The following is a 21484-nucleotide window of genomic DNA, read 5'->3' as shown; positions in this document are numbered from 1 at the left end:
CCTATTAGAATTTGATTCCAATTACCCTATAATGGAAAACTTCATTATAAATTGAACCTCCTACATGTTCTTATAACTACTACCTTAGTTTTACCGGATGAAGGATATATTAAATAAGTGCAATTTAATATATATACGATTATATTTCGTACCTAACCCCAAAAAGGCACGATCTCTCACCCACTAAGAGATCGTGCCTTTTTGGTTAGATTGCTAGAAATCGAGATGCTAATTTTCTCCATCTACATTTAAAGATAAAAAAAGGATCCGGAATTAAATTCCCGAACCCTTTCCTTTGGTACTATCAGCTTTATATCTAGAGCTGAATTTTAGTTATTTTTAAGTTTTTCTAATTCGTTAAGGAATTTATCGTTCAATACTTTGATGTACGTCCCTTTCATCCCTAATGAACGTGACTCAATAACACCGGCGCTTTCAAGTTTTCTAAGTGCATTCACGATTACTGAACGAGTAATACCAACTCTATCTGCAATTTTAGATGCAACAAGTAATCCTTCGTTCCCTTTAAGTTCTTCGAAGATATGTTCAATAGCTTCTAATTCACTGTAAGAAAGTGAAGATATAGCCATTTGAACGACTGCTTTACTACGTGCCTCTTCTTCAATCTCTTCTGATTTCTCACGAAGGATTTCCATTCCAACAACAGTGGCTCCATACTCCGCCAAGATTAAGTCATCATCATGGAACTTATCTTGTAATCGAGCAAGAATCAATGTTCCTAAACGATCTCCCCCGCCCATGATAGGAACGATGGTAGTTAGGCCATTTGAAAACAACTCTTTATTCTCAATTGGGAAAGCTGTATATTCGCTTTCAATATCGAGGTTAGAAGATGTTTCTTGGATGTTGAATAGATTCTTTGTATACACTTCAGGGAATTGCTTATCTTCTAACATTTTATACATACGTTCATTTTCGATTTGTTGGCTTACTGCGATTCCAAGTAATTTTCCGCGACGGCTAACGACGAATACATTCGCTTCGATTACTTCACTTAAACTTTCTGCCATTTCTTTGAAATTAACTGCTTTTCCTGCTGCTTTTTGGAGCATTGCATTAATTTTTCTTGTTTTTGCTAATAAGTTCATCTGACTTGTTCCTCCTAAAAATACCATGGTTCACAATTGACTATGAAGTTGTATTTCCGTAATGTGATGTAATTTGCTTAGGCAATGAATATTGCCGCTGGTTCATTCTAAAGGATAAACTGGCTTAAGTCTTTATTACGGGCAATCGAGCCCAGCTTATCTTCGACATATTGAGGAGTGATTGTAATCTTCTCCATCGTAATGTCAGGAGCTTCGAAAGATAAGTCCTCTAGAAGACGCTCCAGGATTGTATGAAGGCGCCTTGCCCCAATATTATCTGTGTTTTGATTAACCTCGAAAGCCACTTCTGCTATCTTACTTACAGCTTCGTCAGAAAATTCAATTTCTATACCTTCTGTTTCTAATAAAGCTACATATTGCTTTAACAGAGCATTATCCGGCTCGTGTAAAATTTTCACAAAGTCTTCGACGGTCAATTTGTTTAATTCCACACGGATTGGAAAACGGCCCTGCAGCTCAGGAATAAGATCCGAGGGTTTAGCCGTATGGAAAGCCCCTGCTGCAATGAAGAGTACATGATCGGTTTTAACGGATCCGTATTTTGTTACAACTGTAGACCCTTCAACAATTGGAAGGATATCCCGTTGTACACCTTCTCTTGAAACGTCCGCTGAAGAACTTCCCGACTGTTTGCTAGCGATCTTATCAATTTCATCGATGAATATTATCCCATTTTGCTCTGCACCGTATACAGCATCCGATGTTACTTCATCCATGTCGATTAATTTTGCCGCTTCCTCATTGGTCAAGACAACTCGTGCTTCGCTTACTTTCAATTTACGCTTTTTATTTTTCTTGGGCATCAAGCTTCCCAAGGCATCCTGCATATTCATCCCCATTTGTTCCATTCCCGAACCTTGTAGCATATCAAACATGGATGCGGCCTGTTCTTCCACCTCAACTGTAATCATTTCATTCTCTAACTCGCCTTTAGCCAGCTGATTGGCCACAAGCTTTCTTTTTTGCTGAAGGCTTAAATCTTCTGAGTTGTCACTCGAATCCTGTTCAGCTTGATTCGTTCCTCCTCCGAAAAATGCTTCGAGAGGGTTTTTGAAATTGCTCTGTTTTTTATTAGATGGCACTAATAAATCAATTAAACGGCGATTGGCATTTTCCTCTGCCCGTTCTCTGACACTAACCATCTTTTCTTCCTTCACGAGGCGGACGGAAGTCTCCACTAAATCACGCACCATGGATTCTACATCACGGCCGACATAACCGACTTCCGTAAATTTCGTTGCTTCCACTTTCACAAAAGGAGCACCAACCAATTTAGCCATTCTCCGAGCAATTTCTGTTTTCCCAACACCAGTCGGTCCAATCATTAATATGTTTTTCGGAACAACTTCATCACGAAGTTGTTCTGAGAGTAAAGAACGACGATATCGATTACGCAATGCTACCGCTACTGCACGTTTTGCTTCACTCTGTCCTACAATATATTGATCCAGTTTCTCTACGATTTGCCTCGGTGTTAAATTAGTTTTCTTTGACATTGTGCGCTCCTCCTTACAACTCTTCCACGATTATATTCGTATTTGTAAATACACAAATTTCCGCTGCAATTTGTAAAGATGATTGGGCTATTTCCCTTGCCGATAGGTTTTCACTAGAAAAACGCTTTAAAGCCCTGCCTGCAGCTAGAGCATAATTTCCACCAGATCCTATGGCTAGAATCCCGTCGTCAGGTTCAATTACTTCTCCAGTACCGGAAACGAGAAGCAAATCTTGTTTATTCATGACAATTAACATTGCTTCCAGCTTTCTAAGCACATTATCACTCCGCCATTGCTTCGCCATTTCGACGGCTGCACGCTGAAGATTCCCATTGTATTCCTCAAGCTTGGCTTCAAACATTTCGAAAAGAGTGAATGCGTCTGCAACAGAACCTGCAAAACCTGCCAGGACATTCCCGTTAAAGATTTTCCTCACTTTTCTTGCCGTATGCTTCATCACTACTGAATTCCCTAAAGTAACCTGCCCATCACCGGACATGGCACATTCTCCTTTATGATGCACTGCAAATATCGTTGTCATAAAGTGTCCCCTTTCAACTTTTAAGCCCGCGGATGTGATGCATTGTAGACTTTTTTTAATTGGTCCTTTGTTACATGCGTATACACTTGCGTAGATGAAATTTTTGAATGTCCAAGCAGTTCCTGAACCGTACGTATATCTGCCCCGTTATTTAAAAGGTGAGTGGCAAATGAATGCCTCAACATATGGGGATGCAGATTTCCATCAGCGGCCGACTTTTTAATCAATTCATTTAATATATAACGGACCCCCCTAGGTGTAAGGGGTTCTCCGCGAAAGTTAACAAATAAATAAGCATGCGCCTTAGCGTCAGACGATGTCATTTTCATCCTGGCTGTACGTATGTATAAATCTAACGCTTCCTGAGCATAACTGCCAACCGGGACATACCGATCTTTCTTCCCTTTTCCATGGATCAGTACGGTTCCAAGCGAGAGATCGATATCCTGTACTTTGATTTCACAGCACTCACTTACGCGAATGCCAGTAGCATACAGTAATTCCAGTAATGCAACGTTTCTTATTTCAATTGGGGTATCTTTCTTTAAAGAAGAAAACAACTGATTGACTTCTTCCTCATACAGAAAGCGAGGCAATCTCTGTTCCTTTTTGGGTAAAGATGCAAGGGAAAAAGGATTATCCTTGACTTCCCTTTCCCTCATTAGAAATTTATAAAAACTACGCAAACAAGATGTTTTTCTTGCTACAGTCCTCTTTGAAAGTTGTTTTTCATATAAATTCGTCAAATATAGCCGGACATCCATATATTCGACTGACGCGACATCGGTAATCCGTTGTTCGTTCAGGAATAAGAAAAATTCGTGAATATCCCGCTTGTAATTTTCAATCGTGTAGTGTGAACTATTTTTTTCTATTTGTAGATATTCAATGAAGGAAGATAACGCCTTATTTTGATTGATCATAGAAACACCTCGCAAAGGCTTATAAATAGTATCATACTTTAAAACAGCAGGCAAATGATTTTACAAACTTTTCACAAAGTTCTGAATTGTGTCTAAAGCGCGATTTGCATGTGCCTCATTTCGTTCCTTTTTCGACTTGATTCTGATTTCTAAATCTGGGAGGAGACCAAAATTCGCATTCATCGGCTGGAAGCTCTTCCCGTTAGTGGACGTAATATACCTTGCCATGCTCCCCATTGTCGTTTCAGCAGGGAAAACGATTGGTTCCATCCCTTGAACCAGTCTTGCTGCATTAATTCCGGCGACCAGTCCTGATGCGGCAGACTCCACATACCCTTCCACACCCGTCATCTGGCCGGCAAAGAATAAATCTTCCCGGTTTTTGAATTGATAGGTCGGCTTTAACACATTCGGAGAGTTGATGAATGTATTGCGGTGCATCACTCCATAACGGACAATTTCAGCATTCTCTAATCCTGGAATCAGCTGAAGTACCTCTTTTTGAGGTCCCCATTTTAAATGTGTCTGAAAACCAACAATGTTATAAAGGGTTCCAGCTGCATCATCTTGACGAAGTTGAACGACAGCAAATGGTCGTTTACCCGTTTTTGGATCTTCCAATCCAACCGGCTTCAACGGTCCGAATAGCATCGTCTTTTTCCCACGAGATGCCATTACTTCTATTGGCATGCACCCTTCGAAGAAGATTTCTTTTTCAAATTCCTTAAGTGGAACAGTTTCTGCAGAAATCAGCGCTTCATAAAACCGATCGAATTCTTCTTCGGTCATCGGACAGTTCAAGTAAGCAGCTTCCCCTTTATCATAGCGGGACTTTAAATAGACTTTATCCATATTGATGCTTTCTTTTTCAAGAATTGGAGCTGCAGCATCATAGAAATATAAATATTCTTCATCCATAATTTGCTTCAAGCTATCCGATAAAGATTGGCTAGTCAATGGACCCGTAGCTATGACGGTTGGACCCTCAGGAATCTCTGTCACTTCTTCATGGAACACGGTCACATTTGGATGATTTTTCACCCTCTCCGTTACAAGGTCAGCAAATTCGTGACGATCGACGGCTAATGCACCACCAGCAGGAACAGCACAAGTATCTGCTGAGGAAATAATAACGGAATCCAATATTCGCATCTCTTCTTTTAAAACACCTACAGCATTTGTTAACGTATTTGCCCGAAGTGAATTGGAACAAACAAGTTCAGCGAATTTATCGGTATGGTGTGCAGGCGTTTGCTTAACCGGACGCATTTCGTACAAATCAACTTTTATTCCTCTTTTAGCTAATTGCCAAGCAGCTTCACTTCCTGCAAGCCCAGCACCAATTACACTTACTTTTGCTTCTTTCATATTTCGAACCTCCATGTATAGATATGATAAAACAGGAAGATTTATCATCAAAATTGTTTTTTACAAAATCTTCATTTTAACGATATGTTTATATGTATACCCCATCTTGCACATTCCTGCTGATGCACTTTTTAAGTATGTCTATTTGGATAAATGCCTTAAGTCGTGTTCTTACAGAAACAATAACTGGACACAAAGAGGAATTATAACTTTAAATGAAGGCACTTGTCCACTGAATTTTACAATACTTGAGCAAAATTAAAAAGTTTCATGCCTTTCCAATATATTCTGCGAGGAACATCCTTCTCTTTATCATGATATCATACCTTACCTAATATGAAGAAACTCAGCTCTACCCGAGTCAGTCCTTTTTTGGTGAACATGAAAAAGGTGGGCATGATTGCCCACCTTTCCTTAAGCTTGAGGTACCTCTTTGAAATCACAGTCCATACATTGTACTTGTACGCCTTTTTTAAGTTTTTTCTCAACAAGGGTACCTTCACATTTTGGACAATTACGCGGCAATGGCTTATCCCATGAAATGAAATCACACCCTGGATACGTATCGCATCCATAAAACAGGCGGCGTTTTTTACTTTTCCGCTCGATGATGTTTCCTTCTTTACATTTTGGGCACTTCACACCGATTTCCTTGACGATTGGTTTCGTGTTACGGCAGTCAGGAAAATTGCTGCATGCCATGAATTTTCCGTATCTCCCCATTTTGAAGACCATTCCATGACCGCATTCTTCACAATCCTCGCCAGCAGGTTCATCTTTAATTTCAATCTTTTCCATCTCGGCTTCTGCCTTGGCCAAATCAACAGCAAAATCCTTGTAGAAGTCATCAATGACATTAACCCATTCAACACTTCCAGCCTCTACACCATCAAACTCCTGTTCCATCTTGGCTGTGAATTCAGCATCCAGGATATATGGGAAGAATTCGCGAATTAGTTCAAGGACTATTTCACCAAGTTCGGTCGGGATAAATCGTTTGTTATCAAGCGTGACGTAACCCCTTTTTTGTATCGTATCCAAAGTAGGGGCATAAGTGGATGGCCGACCTATGCCTAATTCTTCCAGCGTTTTAACAAGACGTGCCTCTGTATAGCGGGGCGGCGGTTGCGTGAAATGCTGCTTAGGCTCAACATCTTTTGAAAAGAATTGATCACCTTTTTTCACATCAGGAAGGGTATTCTCCTTTTCCTCCACCGAGTCATCCGTTCCTTCAACATAGACCTTCATAAAACCAGGAAATTTAACTTTCGATCCATTTGCTCTGAATATGACATCTCCGTTATGTAAGTCGATGCTCATTGTATCCATAACAGCAGAAGACATTTGACTTGAAACGAAACGTTCCCAGATCAATTTATATAAACGGAATTGGTCTCTGGATAAAAATTCTTTCACTAAACCTGGTTCCCGCAGTGTGCTAGTCGGTCTCACTGCTTCATGGGCATCCTGGGCATTTGTCTGTTTTTTCTCTTTACGCTGTTCCGTCTGGACATACTCTTCACCATAACTAGTTGAGATGAAGTTATGCGCTTCGAGCTTAGCCACATCGGAAATCCGGGTTGAATCCGTTCTCATGTAAGTAATCAGTCCGACTGTTCCTTCTTTTCCTAGCTCAATTCCTTCGTAAAGCTGCTGGGCAAGCATCATCGTTTTCTTGGCCCTGAAATTCAATTTACGCGCAGCTTCCTGTTGTAGGGAAGAAGTTGTGAATGGTGCAGCTGGATTACGTTTTCTTTCCTTTTTCGTCACGGTACCGATTGTAAATTCCCCACCGCTCAAAGAATCCAGAACCTTCTTCACGTCTTCTTCCGTATTCAATTCAGTACGTTCTCCCGCAAGGCTGAAAAAGGAACCCTCAAACTGTTCTTTTCCTTTTACAAAATCGGCCTTGATTGTCCAATACTCTTCAGGAACGAAGTCTTTGATTTCTTTTTCACGATCTATGATCATTCGGACTGCAACTGATTGAACCCGTCCGGCACTCAAGCCTTTTTTAACTTTTTTCCACAATAGAGGGGAAATATTGTACCCGACCAAACGATCCAATATCCTCCTTGCTTGCTGTGCATCAACCAATTGCATATTAATCGGTCTCGGAGATTTAAATGATTCTTTGATTGCTTCTTTCGTAATCTCATTGAATACGACACGGCAATCCGAGTTTATGTCGACGTCGAGGCTATGCGCTAAATGCCAGGCAATCGCTTCACCTTCTCTGTCGGGGTCAGCTGCGAGATAGATTTTTTTTGCTTTTTTTGCTGCTGTTTTCAATTCTTTTAAAACCGGGCCTTTGCCGCGGATTGTTATATATTTAGGTTCATAGCCATGTTCAACGTCGACACCCGTTTGACTTTTAGGTAGATCGCGTACATGACCCATGGAAGCTTTAACTTTATATTTCTTTCCTAAGTATCGCTCTATCGTCTTTGCTTTTGCGGGCGATTCCACAATCACTAAGTAATCTGACATCCAATAAATCCTCCTCAAAGAGGTAATATAAATCTTCACTATTATTAATCATTCAAAAATCATTTGTCAACACCTCTTTACTTTTCCAATCCCGCTGATTCATCAGGATTTAGATATTTTGACAAGAGGTGCCTGTTGCAAAACTTATAACAGTTTTACAATTTTTTCAACCTTTTTGTCTAATATTTTATTCTATTCACCTAAAAAAGCACCTTTTTCGACAAAAATTGGAGGTTTCACCGTATATCTTCTATATTATATTGTTTTAATATTCCTCCTCAATCTGTTCAGCTGTCAAAACTAATTTAGCTCCCTCTTGAATTAATTGATTAGTCCCCATTGATTCAAGACTAGTTATATTACCAGGAAGTGCAAATACGTCCCTTCCCTGGTCAAGTGCAGCCTGCGCTGTGATAAGCGAACCACTTCTCTGCTTTGCCTCTACCACGAAAATCCCCTGCGATAAACCACTGATGATTCTATTGCGGAGAGGGAACATCCAAGGTTCCGATCTCCTAGTCGGAGGGGTTTCCGAAAGAAGCAATCCCTTATCGATGATCACCCTTGCGAGTGGAATATTGATTTTCGGATAAATGTGCATTAATCCCCCTCCTAAAACCCCTATCGTATGTCCACCTTCGTTCAACGTGATTTTATGGGCAATCGCGTCAATTCCAACTGCCACTCCACTAATAATCACGAATTTTCTCTTTACGAGTGGCGTTAAAATCGTTTTTAAGGCCTCTAACCCGTACGAGGTTGGATTCCGTGTACCAACGACACCTATGGTATTCTTCTTAGCTAAAAGCTGTTTATTGCCTTTTAAATAAAGCACCCAGGGGGGATCGAAAATTTGTCTTAATAGATATGGATAGTCTTCATCAAAAATCGTCATACAGTGGATTTGATTATTTTCATATTGTTTCAGTTTTTCAATCGTATTGTAAGAATGCAAGTCTGCGAGAAAGAGTTGGAGTTTGTCGTTCGGGATGGAGAGAATTTCTTTCCATTCAGCATACGTTTTTGTAAAGAGGGTGGTGAGGGATGGGTCTGCAGCCAAGATCACTTTTATCGTTTTCCAGCCTGCACCACGACAATGATGAAGGTGGATTAGCTTATCATTTCTGTTCAATTTGGAAACACTCCTTTGAGGATTATTCAAAAACAGGGGATGGTCGTATGGTTTGTCAAACGAAGTCATGGATGCTTTCGAAGGTACATACTATAGAAGTGAAATAAAGGCCGACCAATATCAGGTCGGCCCATCTCTTATTAATGCGTTTTACAAGGTTCGTACATGCCTTTTTCTTTTAAGACGGATATCAAGGTTTCTCCCATGACCGATGGTGTTTCAGCAACTTTAATTCCACATTCATTCATGACGCGGATTTTTTCATCGGCTGTTCCTTTTCCTCCTGAAATAATTGCACCAGCATGTCCCATACGTTTTCCAGCTGGAGCCGTACGTCCTCCAATGAATCCAACAACCGGTTTCGTCATATTTTCCTTAACCCAAATGGCCGCTTCTTCTTCTGCTGTGCCACCGATTTCCCCTATCATGATTACCGCATGGGTTTCTGGATCTTCATTGAACGCTTTAAGCACATCAATGAAATCAGTCCCATTAACAGGGTCCCCACCAATGCCGACAGCTGATGATTGCCCAATACCTTCTTGTGATAATTGATGTACGGCTTCATAAGTCAGAGTACCAGAGCGAGAAACCACGCCAATATGGCCTTTTTTGTGGATATAGCCAGGCATTATCCCGATTTTGCATTCTTCCGGGGTAATCACACCCGGACAGTTAGGTCCAATTAAGCGTGTTTTTTTGCCTTCCATATACCGCTTGACCTTAACCATATCAAGGACTGGAATATGCTCGGTAATACAGATGACGAGATCAATCTCCGCGTCAACCGCTTCTAGAATTGCATCTGCTGCAAATGGAGCTGGTACATAGATAACCGATGCATTCGCCCCTGTTTCAGTGACAGCTTCGGAAACTGTATTATATACAGGTACCCCTTCCGCTTCTGTTCCACCTTTACCCGGAGTGACCCCTGCAACGATTTTCGTACCGTATTCTAACATCTGTTTTGTATGAAATAATGCTGTTGAGCCAGTGATTCCCTGAACGATCACTTTCGTATCTTTATTAATATAAACGCTCATTATGTTCCCCCCTGCCTATTATCCTACAAGTGATACTATTTTTTGCGCTCCGTCTGCCATGGATTCAGCAGCGGTGATATTTAGACCAGAATCTTTCAAAATACTTTTCCCTAAATCAACATTCGTTCCTTCTAAGCGAACAACGAGTGGAACATCCAGGCCTAGCTCTTTTGCAGCAGCTACGACGCCTGTCGCGATGATGTCACATTTCATGATTCCTCCGAAGATATTGACAAAGATGCCCTTTACTTTTTCATCGGACAGGATGATCTTGAAGGCCTCTTTCACCTTTTCCTCTGTAGCGCCGCCCCCGACGTCAAGGAAATTGGCTGGGTCGCCCATATAGTGTTTAATGATGTCCATTGTTGCCATTGCAAGCCCGGCGCCATTAACCATACAGCCAATATTTCCGTCAAGCGATATGTAACTAAGACCATGTTTTGATGCTTCAATTTCTTTAGCATCTTCTTCATCCAAATCACGGTACACTGAAATATCTTTCTGACGGTATATTGCATTGTCATCAAAATTCAATTTAGCATCCAAGGCCATTACATTGCCATCCCCCGTCACGACTAACGGATTGATTTCGGCAATCGAACAATCTTTTTCTACGAATGCTGTATATAAGTTGATCATCAATTTAGATGCTTTATTTATTAATGGAGCTGGAATATTAATATTAAAAGCGATTCTACGTGCCTGGAAACCCGTTAAACCGACCACAGGGTCAATTACTTCCTTGAAGATTTTCTCGGGAGTTTTCTCAGCCACTTCTTCGATTTCCGTTCCGCCTTCTTCGGAGGCCATCAATACTACACTGTTCGTTGCACGGTCCAAGACCAGACCAATGTAATATTCCTTGGTGATATCGCAGCCTTCCTCGATAAGTAAACGCTTCACTTCTTTACCTGCAGGCCCTGTTTGATGGGTCACCAACGTTTTACCAAGAATCTCTTCTGCATATGTACGCGCTTCATCAAGATTCTTCGCAACCTTAACTCCGCCGGCTTTTCCGCGGCCACCCGCATGGATTTGAGCTTTGACGACAACAACCTCTGTACCTAACTCCTTCGCCGCTTCAACTGCTTCATCAACAGTAAAGGCAACTCGGCCATTTGGAACAGATACCCCGTATTGTCTCAAAATCTCTTTCCCCTGATACTCATGGATATTCATTTCCCATCCTCCTTATCTACTAAAAAACAAAACTTAAATTTGGTGCGTGTTTTCTCTACCATATTACAACAAAATTCTCTTTCATGCATAATTTTCTTTATCGACTATGAAAAATAATTATTACAATATACCTAATTAACCTTCTATTATATGGAAGAAAATACATTATTCATTCATAGGCTCATTTTCAGGATGATCATTTTACACCTACAGACTTTTTTAATTAAACACCTTATTTAAAGCCATTTTTAGGAATTTATTTGCTTCACTTTTATAAGATTTGCACCCTTATTTATTTTTTTGGACAAAAAAAATAAAAGCACGAAGCTTCTGCTTCATCCTTTTATCATTAGTTTACTATGTTTTTAATATAATGATTTTTTTCAGTACTTTTTATGGTTTCCTTCACAATCCGACCATTTTTTTAACCTGCCGAATAAAATTAGGGTTTTAACTTTTAGCATTCCGGTCCACCTTATAAACAAAAGCGAATACTTCGGCAACAGCTCCATATAATTCTTCCGGTATCGTTTGATTAATATCAAGCTGACCCAAAAGTTCCGTTAACGTTTCGTCCTTCTGTACAGGAATATTCAGTTCCCCTGCCTTTGCCAGGATATTCTCTGCCGTCTTGCCTTTTCCCTTAGCCAACACGACAGGTGCCTGCGATGACTTTGCATCATACTTTAAGGCAATCGCTTCTTTCCGTTTTTCCTGTTTCATATCCGAATGTCCACCCCACTATAAGTTCCTGTCTCTGAAAAAGGAACAGTAGTCTGCCTCACACCCGTATTTCTTGTGCGTGTTGGGTCCTGAAATAAAACTCCTGATAACTTGTAATCCATCAATCGCAAATTATCCTTCAACACGTCCAGATAATTACTCGCCACAGTTTCAATTGTTTGATTCTGCTCGTTGATGATAGTCACGTTGATGACGCGGTTTTGGATTTGCATGTCAATGATGGTTTCGTTAAGGTTCTCTAACTCTAAATAAAACAGGATACGACAGTAATCAGGATCGATCTTTCCATCCTTTGTTTTCCTTCCACTCCATTGCAACGTTAAATCCGTTTGGGACGAACCTAAGTTGAGAGGAAGGGTGAGCAATAAATTTTGCATGGGTCCGTTATCCTGTGAAAGAACCTGCTGAGCAGTGAGCCGATTCACTATTTGTTCAGCCATGTCTTTAATTGCTGGTGGATGCTGCTCATTCAACAATTTTAGGAGTAAAGGCTTGAGAGTTTCTAACTCCTCTGATAGCGCTTCCGATTCGCCTCCCGATAGATTAGCAAGAACATGCTCCAGTTGAAGCCCAAGCATTTTGGTCCATTCTTTCAGTTGTTGGGCTACAGCTGTCCCATTTGTAAAATCATTTGGTTGAAAACCTTCATCTATTAAATGGCTCAGCACTAGTTTCTCGGGATTGGTAGCAGCAGAGGAAGTTTCTGGAACCTGCTTGAAAGCCTGAAGTAGAAGATCCCCCACTTTCCCCTTCGACTCACCAACTTGCCCTACATCCTTATTTATTTGACTCAATAATTCATCGACTTCTAGATCGACCGGGGTGATTTTACGATTGGCAGACACCTCGGAAAAAGCACGTTCAAGTAAATGTGAAGTAAGATTAAGGGCTTCTTTTGTAAACATTGGAATTTGCCGGACCGTCTGTTGCATCCCCTGCCATTGGGTATCAGCCTTAGAGCTCTTTAATGATTCTGAGATTAACTCCGGCCCTTCATTTCCGCTTTGGATTCCATTCCGTTGAATCATAGGGATAGTCCCTGGTTCCCTTGCCGAGGAGCCTTTCCCAAAAGCACGTTCAAGCAGGTTTAGATTAAGTCCAGACCTTTCATCGGTTGCAATGCTTTTATACGGTATTACATCTTTTACATCTGAAGATTTCGTCGCTCCTATATCCGAACTCCCCCATAGTTTAATAAGGTTAGATTCCATATTCCCTTGTCCAAGCGTTCCATTTGCTAGTGCTTGCAGTCCTTGCTGTAGTTTATTAGCCGTTGGGGTCTTCATGGGTTCCGGCGCCCGCACCGATTCAGCAACTATTCTTCTCAGTAATTCCGTTTCAGTTATCCCACTTGGAATGAAACCAGTCTTTTGAAGCAAGGAAAAGGCTCCTGATTTCATATCTGGTGTCGACTTGGAATCAAGCCAAGTTGCAATAAGTCTGTGCAAACCAGTTTGTTGCAATTGATCTTGTTTAGTAATATGTAGGGACTCCAATACGGCTTTTAGCTGCACCACCGTCTTTGTGTCAGATCCGCTTTCCTGTAATTGTTGTTGCAGACCACTTAGTAACTTATGAAAAGGTTCACCTTTTGCTAGTTCGGCCAATGCAAAAAATACATCCTTAACAAAAGGTAGCTGCTGCGTAAACATCGTTTTAATAACAGAAAGTCCCGATTCAGTTGTACTTGCCGCTTTAACCCATTGCAATGCTGATGAGAAGAAATCTTTGGTGATGGGGAATTGATTTCTCAGTAAAAACTCGGCAAGCTTTGCAGACTCTGGTTCCGACTTAACACCAAGGTAAACAAGTAGCTGTGCCGCTGCTTCTTTTGTATTCGAGAGGTTCACATTCGGGGAATCAAGTACTTTCAAAACCACCTGTCCCTCATTTGGCTGCACTTGAAGCCAATATCTTTCCCCAACCTGTAGCGGGACGTCCAGGTGCGCAATCATTTTTTGTTGATTAATCTGCACTTCAGCCGTTTGGTTCGGAAAGATCTTATTCACTTTTCCGAAAAGAATTTGCCCACTCTTTAGATTCGTGCTTCCTTGTATCTCAACGGGTGTAGAAACAGACTGACCATTTGTTATTGATTGCATCCCCTCATCCTCCTTTAATCCTTATTTCCTTGCCGCAATTTCCTTTACAGGTGCGAAACTTCTTCTGTGCCATGGTGTAAGCCCATGCTTATCGAGAGCTTCGAGGTGTTGGCTCGTACCATAGCCCATATGCTTTTCAAATCCATACTCCGGGTACTTTACCCCATATTCCTTCATCATCCTGTCACGTGTCACTTTAGCGACGATTGAAGCCGCAGATATGGTAATACTTCTAGCATCTCCTTTTATTAGCGAGAGCTGAGGAATGGGCATATCCAGTTCCATTGCATCAATCAATAAATGATCCGGCAATTCCGAAAGATTGTTCACCGCTGCCATCATGGCCTTTTTCGTAGCCTGATAGATATTGATTTCGTCGATTTCTTCGCTATGTACAATGCCTATCCCAATTGATATAGCCTCTTTATGAATCGCCTCATAAAATTGTTCCCTTTTGGACTCGGAAATTTTTTTCGAATCATTTAGCCCAGGCAAATAGAAAGTCTCTGGTAAAATAACCGCACTTGTCACTACCGGACCAGCCAAGGGCCCTCTTCCTACTTCATCTATACCGGCAAGAACCGAAAACCCTTGTTGGCGCAGCTCTCGCTCAAACTCTGACATTTTTAAGAAGGTATCCCTGATTTGTTGAGCTTTTTCGTAGGATTTGTTCCATTTGCCGATTAAATCGGCGACTCCCTTGCGAGCATCCTCCCGGCATTCTTGCAAAAAAGGATCTTCCGGATTACTTATGGATTTTAATCTTGAAGAAATTTCGTTAATATTCATGGCTGTTTTCATTTTTATCACCCATCATTATAAGTATCGGCAGAAATGTTACATTCCTATAGTTCCATCAAAAATACGGAGCGGAAAAGAGACATCATTTAGGTTAAAACAACCTTCGATGCCTAAAGTCCCGCTCCGTGTTTATTCTCTTGTACAGCTTGGCCCAGACAGAGGTTAGTCGGGCGTGTTTTCTTGATCCTCTTTAGGCGGTAGCTCGAATGTGAGCGGGCCCATCTTTTCAGAACGGATCTCACGAACGACCAGTTCTGCGGTCTTATCGTAATCGATATACCCTCCAGAGGCTATACATCCTCTGAACTTCCCAACTGCATCGAAAAGTTCCAGCGTTTCTTGTGGGATGACATCAAGATTATATCGTGATTTCAACCGATCTGGATATTCTTTTTCCAAGAACCGAAGACCATAGAGAGAGACTTCGTGCAAGTTTAAAATTGTATCCTTGATTGCTCCTGTCAAGGCCAGTCTTAAACCGACTTCCTGATCCTCGAATTTAGGCCACAGAATCCCCGGAGTATCTAAAAGTTCGAGTTCCTTACCGAACTTTATCCATTGCTGGGCCTTCGTCACGCCAGGCGTGTTGCCCGTTTTGGCAATGTTCTTCCTAGCAAGCCGATTGATCAGCGTCGATTTCCCGACATTCGGAATCCCGACAATCATCGCACGAATCGCACGCGGCTTGATTCCTCTTGACTCCATCCGATCATACTTCTCTTTCAAGAGCATTTTAGAAGTCGTCGTAATCTGATGCAGACCATTTCCCGCCTGTGAGTTAATGGCAATTGCCGTTTTACCTTGTGATTTATAATAATCAAGCCACTGATTGGTTTTTACCGGATCAGCCATATCGGCTTTATTCAACAAGATAAGCCTTGGTTTATGCTGGATAATCTCATCTATCATCGGATTCCGTGAAGATGCCGGGATACGTGCATCCACAAGTTCAAATATGATGTCCACCAGTTTTAATTTTTCTGTTACTTCCCGTCTCGCTTTGGCCATATGGCCAGGGAACCACTGTATTGTCAATGGAATCCACCTTTCTACTATTCCACCAATCGAAAGTCTTTGATTGGCCAGTAAACTAATTTAGTTTTGCCTAACACTTCCCGGTACGAAACAACCCCGATATGGCGGCTGTCCTTGCTGAAGCGACGATTATCTCCCAAAACAAATAAATGTCCTTCAGGCACCGTTTCTTGTTCAATGATATCACTTAATGTAAAAGGCTCGGTCAATGGTCCACCATCAATCAATTGCTTTTTATATTCATCCAAATATGGTTCGCCATATTCTTTTCCATCCACATAAAGTATATCATCTTTATATTCCACCTTTTCACCAGGAAGACCTATGACCCGTTTAACGTAATCCTTGCCTTCCGGCGCTTTAAAGACGATGATGTCGAATCTTTTTGGTTCACCCACTGAATAAGAGAATTTATTAACGAGCATACGGTCTGTATCCTTCAAAGTCGGCATCATGGAAAAGCCGTCCACATAGATTGGGGCCAAAAGGAAATAACGAATAAGCGTTACTAAAATGACCGCAATTAGGGCTGCCTTTATCCATTCCCACAATTCATTTTTCTTTTTCGCCATCCTTACCACCCTTTTAGAAAAGCATATCATCTAATCATTTTAACATGTTACGGACGCTATAGCGAGCAGGTTTAGGACCCTCTCACTTCTTTTCCGGATGGTTTAATCGATAAAAAAAGGAGCCTGTAAAACAGGCTCCTTTTTTTGTATACGATTTGGTTTCGCACCTTATGTGGATCATGGTAAACCCGCATAGAGAGATTCGAAGAATTAACGACGAATTTCTTTAATACGTGCTTTTTTACCACGAAGTTCGCGTAGGTAATAAAGTTTCGCACGACGGACTTTACCGTGACGGATAACTTCTAATTTCGCAATTTTTGGTGTGTGAACAGGGAAAGCACGTTCTACTCCAACGCCGTAAGAAATCTTACGTACTGTGAAAGTTTCACTAACTCCGCCGCCACGACGTTTGATTACAACGCCTTCAAACAACTGAATACGTTCGCGAGTTCCTTCAATAACCTTAACGTGTACACGTACTGTGTCACCAGGTCTGAATGATGGAAGATCTGTGCGAAGTTGTTCTTTTGTAATTTCGTTAATAAGATTTTGCATGAATTCCAACTCCTCCTGGACGCTCTTGCAAATACTGAATTGTTTTGCAGCGGAACATCGATATAAGACCGGACTTTTGCCCAAGTCACAAGGTCTATCCTACCATACTATATGCATTGATGCAATAGCGATCATTCTTCTTTTTGAATCTCTGACAGCAATTTTTTCTCAAGATCGGAAAGTTCATAGCTTTCAAGCAAATCAGGTCGTCTCTGCCATGTTCTCCGTAATGATTCTTTCATCCGCCACTCATCTATTTTTTTATGATTTCCGGATATGAGTGGATCCGGGACTTTCATGCCCCGGAAATCTGCAGGTCTAGTGTAATGAGGGTGCTCTAATAAACCAGAAGAATAGGAATCAAGAATCGGGGAATCAACATTTCCAAGAACACCCGGCAACAAGCGGACAACACTATCTATAATGACCATGGCCCCCAATTCTCCACCTGTAAGTACATAGTCGCCTATTGATATCTCATCTGTGACGATATGCTCCCTGATACGCTCATCATATCCTTCATAATGGCCGCATACGAAAATGAGATGTTCTTCCTTTGCAAGTTCCTCTGCTTTTTTCTGCGTGTAGCGCTCCCCCTGCGGGCAAAGGAGTACCACCCTAGGTTTTAGGTCACCTTGGCCTTTGATCGCTTCTACAGCATCAAAAATGGGCTGTGCCTTCAACACCATGCCTGCCCCACCGCCATATGGGTAATCATCAACAGTTGAATGTTTATTATCTGCGTAATCGCGGAAATTGGTCACTCGATAGCTGACAGCCTGCTTTTCTGCCGCCTTTTTTAACATAGAGGAACCAAGCACTCCTTCGAACATTTCTGGAAAAAGAGAAAGTACATCGATTTTCATCAGTCCAATAGTCCTTCCATCGGCGTGATGATAACCTTTTTCTCCGAGATGTCGACCTCTTTTACAATCTGATCGATATACGGTATTAGAACATCCTTACCTGCCGTCCTTTTAATGACCCAAACATCATTGGCACCTGGAGTCAATACCTCTACGATTTCTCCTATTTCCTCTTCTTCATCCGTGAAGACCTTACAGCCGATGATCTCGTGGAAGAAAAATTCCCCCTCATCCAGTTTGCCAAGCTGTGATTCCTTTATTCTCAAAATCCCGTTACGGAAAGCTTCTACCTGACCGACGTTATAATAGTTTTCAAACGTCAATAGATTAAAGTTTTTATGAGTCCGGTGTGACCTGATTGTAAGCGGCAATGGTTTTTTCTCTGTTTCCCTGAACAAATACAGCGTATTGCCAACTTTGTACCGCTTCTCCGGGAAATCTGTTGATGAAATAACACGGACTTCTCCTAGAAGACCGTGCGTATTGACGATTTTACCTACATTAAACCAGTTTTCCATTCTTTCACCTCTAACGAATTTCCGAGACAATTCCATCTTTAATGACAATTGTCTTCGTTGTCATAAGATCGTCCCAATCTGCCCCGATTTCTACATCAATAATGCTTTGGACTTCCCGTTCCTTCAGTTCGCTTCCAATAGGAAGGATTTCCAACTGTTCCATTTGAAATTCAAGCAGTTTGATTTTTTCCTGCCTTTGGTTAATTTCTTTTTCAAAATGAGAACGAAGGCTGGCGGGCTGAAGGTTACGGGTCTTTTCAAGTTTTTTCAGTTCAAAACGAAGCTGTTCACTTTCTTTTTGAAGTTGTAGTCGTTTTGATTTGTACTTATCGAGGAGCTGATTCTTGCTGGATTCCGTTAATACTTGGTTAACGATTACGTTTTGGAGAATTTTCATTCCAGCGCCTCCTATTATCTATGATTTCTTATTTCGTTCAAAAAATATGTATGATAGGGTAATCTTTTGAAAAAATGAGGGTCATTCTCTTAAGTATAACGTAAAACGGTGAAAGATGTGTCTCAAAAGAATGAAAATTAGACCCCGAATCCATGAAATTGTAAGTAGACCCGGGATTGAACTTTTCTTGAAGTACAAAAAAAGGAGGGGATTAGCCCTCCTTATTCGGAAATCTCCAAATAGATTTTCTTCTGCTGTGAAGATCCTGCTGCATATACCACAGTTCGAATCGCCTTAGCAACACGCCCTTGTTTACCGATGACCTTGCCCATGTCTTCTTTATGAACGGAGAGGACATAAACAACCCGGTCGGCTTCTTCCTTCGAAGTTACAATAACCTCTTCCGGATGATCCACAAGTGCTGAAACAATCGTTTCAATTAAAGATTTCATCAACTAGCGTCGATTACTTGCTGTTTTTTGCAACATGGAATTTTTCCATGATGCCTTGAGTTGAGAATAAGTTGCGAACTGTATCAGATGGTTTAGCTCCATCTTGTAACCATTTAAGAGCAAGCTCTTCATTGATGTCAACTTTAGCTGGTTGAGTCACCGGGTTATAAGTTCCCACTACTTCGATGTAACGTCCGTCACGTGGTGAACGAGAATCTGCAACTACAATACGATAGAAAGGAGATTTTTTTGCTCCCATACGTTTTAAGCGAATTTTTACTGCCATTTTAAATAAGCACCTCCGAATAGTTTCACACAAGATAGTATAATATCAAATGTCTTGTATGTTTGTAAAGGTTTTTTTCTTAACAGGTGAAAAAAGTGTTTAAATAGGCGGTTTCAGCCTATTTTTATGCTCATTTCCCATGAAAAAAACTTACATGAACGGGAATTTAAATCCCTTTTTCTTTCCTTTTTGCATGCTTGTAACTTGTTTCATCATCTTTTTCATTTCTTCAAATTGCTTCAGTAGACGGTTCACTTCTTGGATCGATCTTCCGCTCCCTTTGGCAATCCGTTTCTTGCGGGATGCATTCATGGTTTCTGGATGTTCTTTCTCTTGCGTCGTCATTGAACGGATGATAGCCTCAACATGACCAATCTGTTTCTCATCGATCTGAAGGTTATCCATCCCTTTCATTTTATTCGCACCAGGAATCATCTTCAAAATATCATCAAGCGGTCCCATATTGCGCACTTGACCAAGCTGTTCAAGGAAATCATCAAAGGTAAAAGTAGCGGTACGCATCTTTTTCTCTAATTCTTTCGCTTTTTCTTCATCAACATTGGCTTGTGCTTTTTCGATAAGGGTCAATACATCGCCCATACCAAGGATTCTTGAAGCCATCCTTTCTGGATGGAATGCTTCAAGTGCATCCAATTTTTCGCCCATACCGACAAATTTAATCGGCGTGTCCGTAACGGAACGAATAGAAAGTGCCGCACCACCACGAGTATCCCCATCTAGCTTCGTTAATACGACTCCAGTTAGACCGAGCTGTTCATTGAAACTTTGAGCCACATTGACAGCATCCTGACCTGTCATCGCATCGACAACTAGGAAGATTTCATCCGGTTTGGTCAATTCCTTGATATCTTTCAGTTCGCCCATCAGATTTTCATCAACATGGAGGCGACCTGCGGTATCAATCAACACATAATCATGATGTTCTTCCTTCGCCTTTTCAATCGCCTGTTTCGCAATTTCTACAGGACTGACCTGATCACCTAGGGAAAAAACAGGCATGCTTAATTGTTTGCCAAGTGTTTCAAGCTGCTTAATCGCCGCCGGACGGTAAATATCAGCCGCAACCAGCAATGGCTTACGGTTGTATTTTTTTCTAAGAAGATTTGCCAGCTTTCCGGTAGTCGTCGTTTTACCTGCCCCTTGAAGACCTACCATCATAATGACAGTCGGTGGTTTGGAGGCAACGGCAATCTTACTCTGTTCGCCGCCCATCAGCTGAGTCAATTCTTCCTTAACTACTTTAATTACCTGTTGACCGGGGGTTAAGCTTTTTAGCACTTCCTGACCTACCGAACGCTCACTTACACGCTTCACAAATTCCTTCACGACTTTAAAGTTAACATCCGCTTCAAGCAGGGCCAAACGAACTTCACGCATCATTTCTTTAACGTCTGCTTCGTTGACCTTCCCTTTTCCACGGATTTTTTGCATCGTGTTCTGCAGTCGGTCGGCCAATCCTTCAAATGCCATATTGCCGCCTCCTAATCTAACTTCTCAAGCGCTGTAATTGCGTCAAGCAACTTTTCTTTAGAAAAGGATTCCTTCTCTAAAAGATCCTTCACATTCGCAATCCATTGGTTACGCTCTTGAAATTTTTGAAATAACAATAGCTTCGCTTCATATTCTTCGAGCATTGCTTCTGTTCTTTTTATATTATCATAGACTGCCTGCCTACTGACTTCGTATTCATTGGCAATCTCTCCAAGAGAGTAATCATCCAGATAGTAGAGGGCCATATAGCTCTGCTGCTTTTCCGTTAACAACGATTGGTAAAAGTCATACAAATAATTAATCCGCGTTGTCTTTTCAAGCATGTTAGCAAGCCTCCCT

Annotated in this window: 22 protein-coding genes; all 22 read right to left on the bottom strand. The window is 41.3% G+C overall.

Features of this window, described 5'->3' with window-relative positions; translation table 11 throughout:
- Positions 1-329 precede the first annotated feature (329 nt).
- Positions 330-1109: a GTP-sensing pleiotropic transcriptional regulator CodY gene (codY, locus tag ACQKL6_RS09270; RefSeq protein ID WP_402868321.1), complete on the bottom strand. Its 780-nt coding sequence runs from the start codon at positions 1107-1109 to the stop codon at positions 330-332.
- Between the two features lie 107 nt (positions 1110-1216).
- On the bottom strand, positions 1217-2626 hold the full coding sequence (gene hslU / locus ACQKL6_RS09265; RefSeq protein ID WP_402868319.1) for an HslU--HslV peptidase ATPase subunit: 1410 nt from the start codon (positions 2624-2626) through the stop codon (positions 1217-1219).
- Positions 2627-2639: 13 nt separating this feature from the next.
- A complete protein-coding gene (hslV, locus tag ACQKL6_RS09260) occupies positions 2640-3167 on the bottom strand; it encodes an HslVU peptidase proteolytic subunit (RefSeq protein ID WP_402868317.1) in 528 nt (175 codons plus the stop codon).
- Between the two features lie 20 nt (positions 3168-3187).
- Positions 3188-4090 carry a tyrosine recombinase XerC gene (gene xerC, locus ACQKL6_RS09255; RefSeq protein ID WP_427650986.1) on the bottom strand — a complete coding sequence of 301 codons (903 nt, stop codon included), beginning with the start codon at positions 4088-4090 and terminating at the stop codon, positions 3188-3190.
- Between the two features lie 60 nt (positions 4091-4150).
- Positions 4151-5473, bottom strand: coding sequence for an FADH(2)-oxidizing methylenetetrahydrofolate--tRNA-(uracil(54)-C(5))-methyltransferase TrmFO (gene trmFO / locus ACQKL6_RS09250; protein ID WP_427650985.1), 1323 nt, complete (start codon positions 5471-5473; stop codon positions 4151-4153).
- Positions 5474-5872: 399 nt separating this feature from the next.
- Positions 5873-7948 (bottom strand): type I DNA topoisomerase, encoded by a 2076-nt coding sequence (topA, locus tag ACQKL6_RS09245; protein ID WP_402868312.1) that lies wholly within the window; start codon positions 7946-7948, stop codon positions 5873-5875.
- 265 nt (positions 7949-8213) lie between these two features.
- A complete protein-coding gene (dprA, locus tag ACQKL6_RS09240; protein WP_427591098.1) occupies positions 8214-9080 on the bottom strand; it encodes a DNA-processing protein DprA in 867 nt (288 codons plus the stop codon).
- A 140-nt stretch (positions 9081-9220) separates the two neighbouring features.
- Positions 9221-10123, bottom strand: coding sequence for a succinate--CoA ligase subunit alpha (sucD, locus tag ACQKL6_RS09235; protein WP_402868308.1), 903 nt, complete (start codon positions 10121-10123; stop codon positions 9221-9223).
- Positions 10124-10141: 18 nt separating this feature from the next.
- Positions 10142-11302 carry an ADP-forming succinate--CoA ligase subunit beta gene (gene sucC / locus ACQKL6_RS09230; RefSeq protein WP_427650984.1) on the bottom strand — a complete coding sequence of 387 codons (1161 nt, stop codon included), beginning with the start codon at positions 11300-11302 and terminating at the stop codon, positions 10142-10144.
- A 450-nt stretch (positions 11303-11752) separates the two neighbouring features.
- A complete protein-coding gene (locus ACQKL6_RS09225; RefSeq protein WP_403123188.1) occupies positions 11753-12025 on the bottom strand; it encodes an EscU/YscU/HrcU family type III secretion system export apparatus switch protein in 273 nt (90 codons plus the stop codon).
- Positions 12022-14148 (bottom strand): hypothetical protein, encoded by a 2127-nt coding sequence (locus ACQKL6_RS09220; RefSeq protein WP_427650983.1) that lies wholly within the window; start codon positions 14146-14148, stop codon positions 12022-12024. Before ACQKL6_RS09220 ends, ACQKL6_RS09225 begins: the two co-directional genes overlap by 4 nt.
- A gap of 21 nt (positions 14149-14169) precedes the next feature.
- Positions 14170-14937: a ribonuclease HII gene (locus ACQKL6_RS09215; protein ID WP_402868303.1), complete on the bottom strand. Its 768-nt coding sequence runs from the start codon at positions 14935-14937 to the stop codon at positions 14170-14172.
- 174 nt (positions 14938-15111) lie between these two features.
- Positions 15112-15984: a ribosome biogenesis GTPase YlqF gene (ylqF, locus tag ACQKL6_RS09210; RefSeq protein WP_402868300.1), complete on the bottom strand. Its 873-nt coding sequence runs from the start codon at positions 15982-15984 to the stop codon at positions 15112-15114.
- 17 nt (positions 15985-16001) lie between these two features.
- The gene (lepB, locus tag ACQKL6_RS09205; RefSeq protein WP_402987868.1) at positions 16002-16556 is read right to left on the bottom strand and encodes a signal peptidase I; all 555 of its coding nucleotides are present in this window, start codon (positions 16554-16556) and stop codon (positions 16002-16004) included.
- 210 nt (positions 16557-16766) lie between these two features.
- Positions 16767-17114 carry a 50S ribosomal protein L19 gene (gene rplS / locus ACQKL6_RS09200; RefSeq protein ID WP_402868296.1) on the bottom strand — a complete coding sequence of 116 codons (348 nt, stop codon included), beginning with the start codon at positions 17112-17114 and terminating at the stop codon, positions 16767-16769.
- A 131-nt stretch (positions 17115-17245) separates the two neighbouring features.
- Positions 17246-17980, bottom strand: a complete 735-nt coding sequence (gene trmD, locus ACQKL6_RS09195) for a tRNA (guanosine(37)-N1)-methyltransferase TrmD (protein ID WP_402868294.1) — start codon at positions 17978-17980, stop codon at positions 17246-17248.
- Positions 17980-18498, bottom strand: a complete 519-nt coding sequence (rimM, locus tag ACQKL6_RS09190) for a ribosome maturation factor RimM (protein ID WP_402868292.1) — start codon at positions 18496-18498, stop codon at positions 17980-17982. The genes trmD and rimM overlap by 1 nt, the downstream gene beginning before the upstream one ends.
- Before the next feature lie 10 nt (positions 18499-18508).
- A complete protein-coding gene (locus ACQKL6_RS09185; RefSeq protein WP_402956278.1) occupies positions 18509-18895 on the bottom strand; it encodes a YlqD family protein in 387 nt (128 codons plus the stop codon).
- A gap of 221 nt (positions 18896-19116) precedes the next feature.
- On the bottom strand, positions 19117-19347 hold the full coding sequence (locus ACQKL6_RS09180) for a KH domain-containing protein (protein ID WP_402868288.1): 231 nt from the start codon (positions 19345-19347) through the stop codon (positions 19117-19119).
- Positions 19348-19360: 13 nt separating this feature from the next.
- On the bottom strand, positions 19361-19633 hold the full coding sequence (gene rpsP / locus ACQKL6_RS09175; protein ID WP_053345299.1) for a 30S ribosomal protein S16: 273 nt from the start codon (positions 19631-19633) through the stop codon (positions 19361-19363).
- 150 nt (positions 19634-19783) lie between these two features.
- Complete coding sequence (ffh, locus tag ACQKL6_RS09170; RefSeq protein ID WP_402868286.1) at positions 19784-21124, bottom strand: signal recognition particle protein; 1341 nt, start codon at positions 21122-21124, stop codon at positions 19784-19786.
- Between the two features lie 11 nt (positions 21125-21135).
- The gene (locus ACQKL6_RS09165; RefSeq protein ID WP_402868284.1) at positions 21136-21468 is read right to left on the bottom strand and encodes a putative DNA-binding protein; all 333 of its coding nucleotides are present in this window, start codon (positions 21466-21468) and stop codon (positions 21136-21138) included.
- Between the last annotated feature and the right edge of the window lie 16 nt (positions 21469-21484).

The sequence above is a fragment of the Peribacillus sp. NPDC097197 genome (assembly GCF_050278025.1).
Taxonomy (GTDB): domain Bacteria; phylum Bacillota; class Bacilli; order Bacillales; family DSM-1321; genus Peribacillus.
This window is presented reverse-complemented; position numbering and strand designations above follow the sequence as displayed.

What these genes read in the sequence shown, in the direction of transcription:
- ACQKL6_RS09220 (WP_427650983.1), bottom strand. Translation starts at nt 14,148, where the DNA reads ATGCAATCAATAACAAATGGTCAGTCTGTTTCTACACCCGTTGAGATA.
- trmFO (WP_427650985.1), bottom strand. Translation starts at nt 5,473, where the DNA reads ATGGAGGTTCGAAATATGAAAGAAGCAAAAGTAAGTGTAATTGGTGCT.
- sucD (WP_402868308.1), bottom strand. Translation starts at nt 10,123, where the DNA reads ATGAGCGTTTATATTAATAAAGATACGAAAGTGATCGTTCAGGGAATC.
- xerC (WP_427650986.1), bottom strand. Translation starts at nt 4,090, where the DNA reads ATGATCAATCAAAATAAGGCGTTATCTTCCTTCATTGAATATCTACAA.
- ffh (WP_402868286.1), bottom strand. Translation starts at nt 21,124, where the DNA reads ATGGCATTTGAAGGATTGGCCGACCGACTGCAGAACACGATGCAAAAA.
- hslV (WP_402868317.1), bottom strand. Translation starts at nt 3,167, where the DNA reads ATGACAACGATATTTGCAGTGCATCATAAAGGAGAATGTGCCATGTCC.
- ACQKL6_RS09180 (WP_402868288.1), bottom strand. Translation starts at nt 19,347, where the DNA reads ATGAAATCTTTAATTGAAACGATTGTTTCAGCACTTGTGGATCATCCG.
- sucC (WP_427650984.1), bottom strand. Translation starts at nt 11,302, where the DNA reads ATGAATATCCATGAGTATCAGGGGAAAGAGATTTTGAGACAATACGGG.
- ACQKL6_RS09225 (WP_403123188.1), bottom strand. Translation starts at nt 12,025, where the DNA reads ATGAAACAGGAAAAACGGAAAGAAGCGATTGCCTTAAAGTATGATGCA.
- ACQKL6_RS09185 (WP_402956278.1), bottom strand. Translation starts at nt 18,895, where the DNA reads ATGAAAATTCTCCAAAACGTAATCGTTAACCAAGTATTAACGGAATCC.
- lepB (WP_402987868.1), bottom strand. Translation starts at nt 16,556, where the DNA reads ATGGCGAAAAAGAAAAATGAATTGTGGGAATGGATAAAGGCAGCCCTA.
- rplS (WP_402868296.1), bottom strand. Translation starts at nt 17,114, where the DNA reads ATGCAAAATCTTATTAACGAAATTACAAAAGAACAACTTCGCACAGAT.
- topA (WP_402868312.1), bottom strand. Translation starts at nt 7,948, where the DNA reads ATGTCAGATTACTTAGTGATTGTGGAATCGCCCGCAAAAGCAAAGACG.
- ACQKL6_RS09165 (WP_402868284.1), bottom strand. Translation starts at nt 21,468, where the DNA reads ATGCTTGAAAAGACAACGCGGATTAATTATTTGTATGACTTTTACCAA.
- rimM (WP_402868292.1), bottom strand. Translation starts at nt 18,498, where the DNA reads ATGGAAAACTGGTTTAATGTAGGTAAAATCGTCAATACGCACGGTCTT.
- trmD (WP_402868294.1), bottom strand. Translation starts at nt 17,980, where the DNA reads ATGAAAATCGATGTACTTTCTCTTTTTCCAGAAATGTTCGAAGGAGTG.
- ACQKL6_RS09215 (WP_402868303.1), bottom strand. Translation starts at nt 14,937, where the DNA reads ATGAATATTAACGAAATTTCTTCAAGATTAAAATCCATAAGTAATCCG.
- hslU (WP_402868319.1), bottom strand. Translation starts at nt 2,626, where the DNA reads ATGTCAAAGAAAACTAATTTAACACCGAGGCAAATCGTAGAGAAACTG.
- rpsP (WP_053345299.1), bottom strand. Translation starts at nt 19,633, where the DNA reads ATGGCAGTAAAAATTCGCTTAAAACGTATGGGAGCAAAAAAATCTCCT.
- codY (WP_402868321.1), bottom strand. Translation starts at nt 1,109, where the DNA reads ATGAACTTATTAGCAAAAACAAGAAAAATTAATGCAATGCTCCAAAAA.